Genomic DNA, 4,913 nt, shown 5'->3' on the forward strand with positions numbered 1-4,913 from the left:
GGGATGCCGTTCGAGATGAGGGTCAAGACGCCGGCGCCCGACGAGGAGACGGCGAGTTAGCCGGCAGGTCGGCATGTCAATCCTGGTCTAACAGAGCCTTAAATAATCATTCGGAACAAATTTATTTTTATCCCCGTCCCAGAAAAATCATCGGGTGTGGTCTTGGGCAAACAGTCTAGTTGCGCTTGAGATGGGCGACGGTTTCGCAGTGGAAGGTTTGCGGGAACAGGTCGACCGGCGTGATCTTGACGGGGGAGAAGGTGCCTTCCTCGACAAAGCGCTTAAGATCGCGTGCCAAAGTCGCCGGATCGCAGCTCACGTAGGCCACGTCGCGGGCGCTCGTGCTGGCGATGAGGTCGATTGCCTCGGGTGCCAGACCTGCACGCGGCGGGTCGACCACCAGGACATCGGCATCCTGGTCGGGGAACTCGCGCACGGCATCGCCGCCGATGACATCGACGTTATCGAGCTTGTTGATCTCGAGGTTGCGGCGCAGGTCGCGCACGGCCGGGCCGTAGGCCTCGACGGCGGCAACAAAATCACAGCGGCGGGCGAGCGGCAGGGTAAAGGTGCCGGCGCCGCAGTACAGGTCCATGGCAAGCTCGTCTTCTTGCGGGTCGAGCGCCTCCATGACAAGCTCGATCAAAATCTCGGCGCCCTTGGTGTTGACCTGGAAAAACGATGGGGCCGAAAGGCGCATCTGGCCGTCGGCGATGTTCTCGGTCCAGGAGCCCTCGCCGGCGAGCATCTCCACCTTGGAGACGCGGCGGGCCTTCTTCTCGCCCTTGCTCATGACGCGCACTACGCTCGTGGGGCGAGCGGCGTCTGCCAACACGCGCGAGACCTGCGAGCGCGGGAAGGAGCCCGTGGGCGTCCAAAGTGCGACCTCGAGTGCCTTGGTGCGACGCGAAGCGCGAATGCCCACGCGCTCCAGACCCAGATCGTGACTGCCGCTCAGATAGTTGAGCGCGCCGACGACCGATTTGAGCGCCTTGGGAAAACGCTTATCGAACAGCGGGCACGAATCTACGGTCACGATCTTGCTGGGATCGACGCCGTGCATGCCAAGGCGAACGCGGCCGTTAACGAGGGTGGGCTCCAGCTCAATCTTGTTGCGGTAGCCCCATTCGTCCTTGGTGTGGCGGATGGGCTGGACAAGATCGTTGACCTGCTCGGGGGTGAACTTGCCAATGCGCTCGAGCGTGGAGCGCAGGTTTTGCTCTTTGGCGGCAAGCTGCGCGGTGCGCGAGAGATTGCCCCACGAACATCCGCCGCAGACGCCCACGAAGGGGCAGGGGGGCTGAATGCGATCGGGGCCCGGCTCCAGAATCTCGGTCGTGCGGGCGCGCATAAACGACTTGCCGTCCTGCACGATCTCGGCCTCGACGGTGTCGCCTGCCACGGCGCCCTGCACAAAGACGGCCTTGCCGTTGTCGGCGTGCGCCAGTCCGTCGGCGCCGTAGGTCATCGATTCTATGGTGAGCTTCATGTTCCTGCCTGTCATTCGCGGTATTGTTCGCAACCATGGTAGCAGTGAAAAGCGCCCCGTATCTGGGGTATTCCTCAAATACGGGGCGCTTCTACAAACGTCTATTTCGTCTTGCCGGTAATGAGCGTCTTAAGGCCTAGGCCGATCAGGCCCAGTCCCATGCGCACGCGACCGGGGCGATGGCGCTCGATGGTCTTGGTCTTGCCAGCGGGCTTCTCGCGGCGGGCGCCCTTCTCGGACGCGGGGTTGGCCGTCTGCGGTTGGGGCCGAGGAGCAGGCTCGGGCTCAGGCTCTATGACGGTTGCCTGAACCTTCTGGACCTCGGGTGCGGCCGGCTGCGGTTCGAGCTCAGGCTTGGATGCGAGCGTAGGTTCTGCCTTGGCGACGGCCCCGGCGTTGCGATAGGCACGCTCCAGCAGAGCTTCCTGCGAGTTGAAGGGCTTCTCGCCTTCTTTGCGCTCCACGGGAATCCAGGTGCCGTCACTCGTCAGACTGCGTGCCTTCACGTTGTCGCGCAGCTGCATGACCATGTACTCGTGCACCTGGGCGCGGCAGGTGGGGTCGAGCACGGGGAAGGCGATCTCCACGCGGTGCTCGGTGTTGCGCGTCATCATGTCTGCCGAGCTCAGGTAGATCATATCCGAGTCCACGCCAAAGGCATAGACGCGCGCATGCTCCAAAAAGCGTCCGACGATGGAGCGCACGTGCACGTTCTCGGTCTTGCCCGGAACACCGGGCTTGAGGCACGAGATACCGCGGATGATCATGTCCACGCGCACACCGGCACACGATGCCTCGGCGATCTTGTCGATGACCTCGCGGTCGGTAAGCGAGTTGAGCTTAAAGAACACGCGGGCGGGCTCGCCGACAAGGGCACGCTGAATCTCGCGGTCCAGGCCGCGCATGATGAGCGGCTTGAGGCCCACGGGCGCCACGCCCAGGAAGCGGTAGTCGCCGCGCAGGTTGCCCAGCGACAGGTTGCGGAAGAACAGGTTAGCGTCCTCGCCGATGCCGGGATGCGCGGTCATGAGCATAAAGTCGCTGTAGAGCTTGGCCGTCTTCTCGTTAAAGTTGCCGGTACCCAAAAGCGTCAGACGGGTAAGCGCCATGCCCTCGCGATAGGTGAGCTGGCAGATCTTGGAATGGCATTTAAAGCCCTCGGAGCCGTAGATAACGGTGCAGCCGGCCTCTTCCAGCCGCTCGGCCCATTCGATGTTGTTTTGCTCGTCAAAGCGGGCGCGGAGCTCCATGAGCACTGTAACCTCTTTGCCGTTTTCGGCAGCATCGATGAGCGACTCGCACAGGCGGCTTTGTTTGGCCACGCGGTAGAGCGTGATGCGAAGCGAGATGCACTTGGGGTCGTAGGCTGCTTCGTGCACCAGGTCCAAGAACGGATTCATGGTCTCGTAAGGGTAAAAGAGCAGCTTGTCGTGCTGCAGCACCTGATCGCGGATGGAGCGGGTCATATCGATGGTGGGGTTGGGCTGCGGCCTAAACGGCGTAAAGAGCAACTCGTTGCGTAGATGCTCGGGTATTTTGCCCTCGATGCCAAAGACATAGCCCAGGTTGAGCGGGATATCGCAGGTAAAAACCGAGCGGCGCGAAAGCTCGAGCGCTTTGCGGATGGTCTTGAGCGTTGCCTTTTCGAGCGAGCCCGATACGGCGAGCACCACCGGCTGCAGGCGCAGGCGCTTCTTGAGGATGCGCTTCATGTGCTGGCGGTAATCCTCTTCCTCCTCGACGCCCTCGCCGTCCGGATCGATGTCGGCGTTGCGGGTGACGCGGATGAGCGCGCGGTCGAGCGGCTTATAGGAGCCGAAGCAGCTGTCCAGGCAGGCGAGGATGACGTCCTCGAGCAGAATGTAGGAGTAGGTGCCGGTGGGCGAGGGGATTTCGACCACGCGGTTCATCGAGGCGGGAATCTCGATAAGGCCCAGCAGGCTCTCCTCGTCGGTGATGCCGTCCAGGCCACAAGCCAGATAGAGCGCGCCGTTGCGCAGGTTGGGGAAGGGATGGCGCGGATCGATGACCAGCGGCGAGATGACCGGTGATATGTAGGCCTGGAAGTAGCGGGTTACAAAGGTATGTTCCTCAGGCGTAAGCGAATCGATGCGGGCGCGGTGAACGCCCAAAGCGTCGAGCTTGTCCTCGATGCTCTTAAAGATCGACTCCCAGCGGGTAAGGAGCCCGGGCAGCTCTGCCATGACAGCATCGACCTGTTCGGAGGCGGTCATATTGCTCTTGTTGTCGACGGGCTGTTTTTTGAGCTCTGCCAGATCGGACAAGCCGCCCACGCGCACCATGAGAAACTCGTCGAGGTTTGACTCGAAGATCGAGACGAACTTAAGGCGCTCGAACAGTGGCACAGACTCATCGAAGGCTTCGTCGAGTACGCGGTTATCAAAGCGCAGCCAGCTAAGCTCTCGATTTTGCGTATACGAGAAATCGCGCGGTTTCTTGCGCAGCTTGGCGGCGTTCTGCTTCTTTTCGATTTTGCTCGGCATATGCATCTGTCCGTTCAGTCCCTACAGGGGACGGTAGCCTAACACTATTTCTTATTGTCTCAATTTAGTCGACCTATGGCGCGGACGTATCGCGCGAACGGTATCTTTACCTACTTATTACGCTGACGATCCGAAGCACTAACGTCCGGTGCTTTGAACAAGCGATCTATATCCTCACTCAACTGGTGAGAATGTATGAATAAGAATGATAGCAAGCTGAATATAATCGAATTTAGGTCGAATCGAGGACAAGCGTCATTTATATGCAGAAAACCGTTTTCGCTATGCAATTTTGAATCATGGATAACTTTGAGTGTCCAATCTTGATTTCCTAGAAAAATAACGTTTACCTAGGAAAATCTGCTTTACGAAACTGAAGTGCATCATGGGAAATCATATGCGATATACCGTTCATCGTACTTTGTTGACCGTTCGGGGGCGAGGTGGAATTGCGGGTTGATTTTGGATATAACTAGAGCTGTCAGCAAGCAGCGCTCCATACGGAGGGGCGCTGATACATTTGGCCAGTAAGGCCCGAAAGAAAGGTAGGAGGCCATGACGAAAGGTCTGCACGTGCCTTCCGAGATCGGCAAGCTCAGGAAGGTCTGCCTGCACCGTCCCGGCGACGAGCTCCTCAACCTGCCGCCCGACGAGCTCGAGCGGCTCCTGTTCGACGACGTCCCGTTCCTGGAGGTCGCGCAGCAGGAGCACGACACCTTCGCCCAGATCCTGAGGGACCAGGGCGTCGAGGTGCTCTACCTCGAGAACCTCGTCGCCGAGGTGTTCGACCAGGTCCCCGGCGCCCGCGACGAGTTCACCGACCAGTACATCGCCGAGGCCGGCATCCGCGGGAAGCACATGCCGCAGATCGTCCGCGAGAAGCTGGACTCCATCGAGGACAACCTCGAGTTCGTCAAGAA

At 60.0% G+C, this 4,913-nt stretch carries 3 protein-coding genes; 1 reads left to right on the forward strand and 2 read right to left on the reverse strand.

Features of this window, described 5'->3' with window-relative positions:
* Window positions 1-175: 175 nt before the first annotated feature.
* Together rlmD and ppk1 are read right to left on the reverse strand one after the other, a co-directional pair.
* The gene (gene rlmD, locus ACTNBB_RS08900) at window positions 176-1,489 is read right to left on the reverse strand and encodes a 23S rRNA (uracil(1939)-C(5))-methyltransferase RlmD (protein ID WP_441057924.1); all 1,314 of its coding nucleotides are present in this window, start codon (window positions 1,487-1,489) and stop codon (window positions 176-178) included.
* Window positions 1,490-1,590: 101 nt separating this feature from the next.
* Entirely contained in the window at window positions 1,591-3,999 is a 2,409-nt protein-coding gene (ppk1, locus tag ACTNBB_RS08905; RefSeq protein ID WP_441057921.1) for a polyphosphate kinase 1, read from the reverse strand.
* A 549-nt stretch (window positions 4,000-4,548) separates the two neighbouring features.
* Between ppk1 and ACTNBB_RS08910 the strand changes: the two genes are divergently transcribed.
* The coding region (locus ACTNBB_RS08910) for an arginine deiminase family protein (protein ID WP_441057918.1) at window positions 4,549-4,913 on the forward strand (365 nt) is incomplete at its 3' end.

Source organism: Collinsella sp. HCP28S3_B9 (genome assembly GCF_052066095.1).
Lineage (GTDB): Bacteria > Actinomycetota > Coriobacteriia > Coriobacteriales > Coriobacteriaceae > Collinsella.

What these genes read in the sequence shown, in the direction of transcription:
- rlmD (WP_441057924.1), bottom strand. Translation starts at nt 1,489, where the DNA reads ATGAAGCTCACCATAGAATCGATGACCTACGGCGCCGACGGACTGGCG.
- ppk1 (WP_441057921.1), bottom strand. Translation starts at nt 3,999, where the DNA reads ATGCATATGCCGAGCAAAATCGAAAAGAAGCAGAACGCCGCCAAGCTG.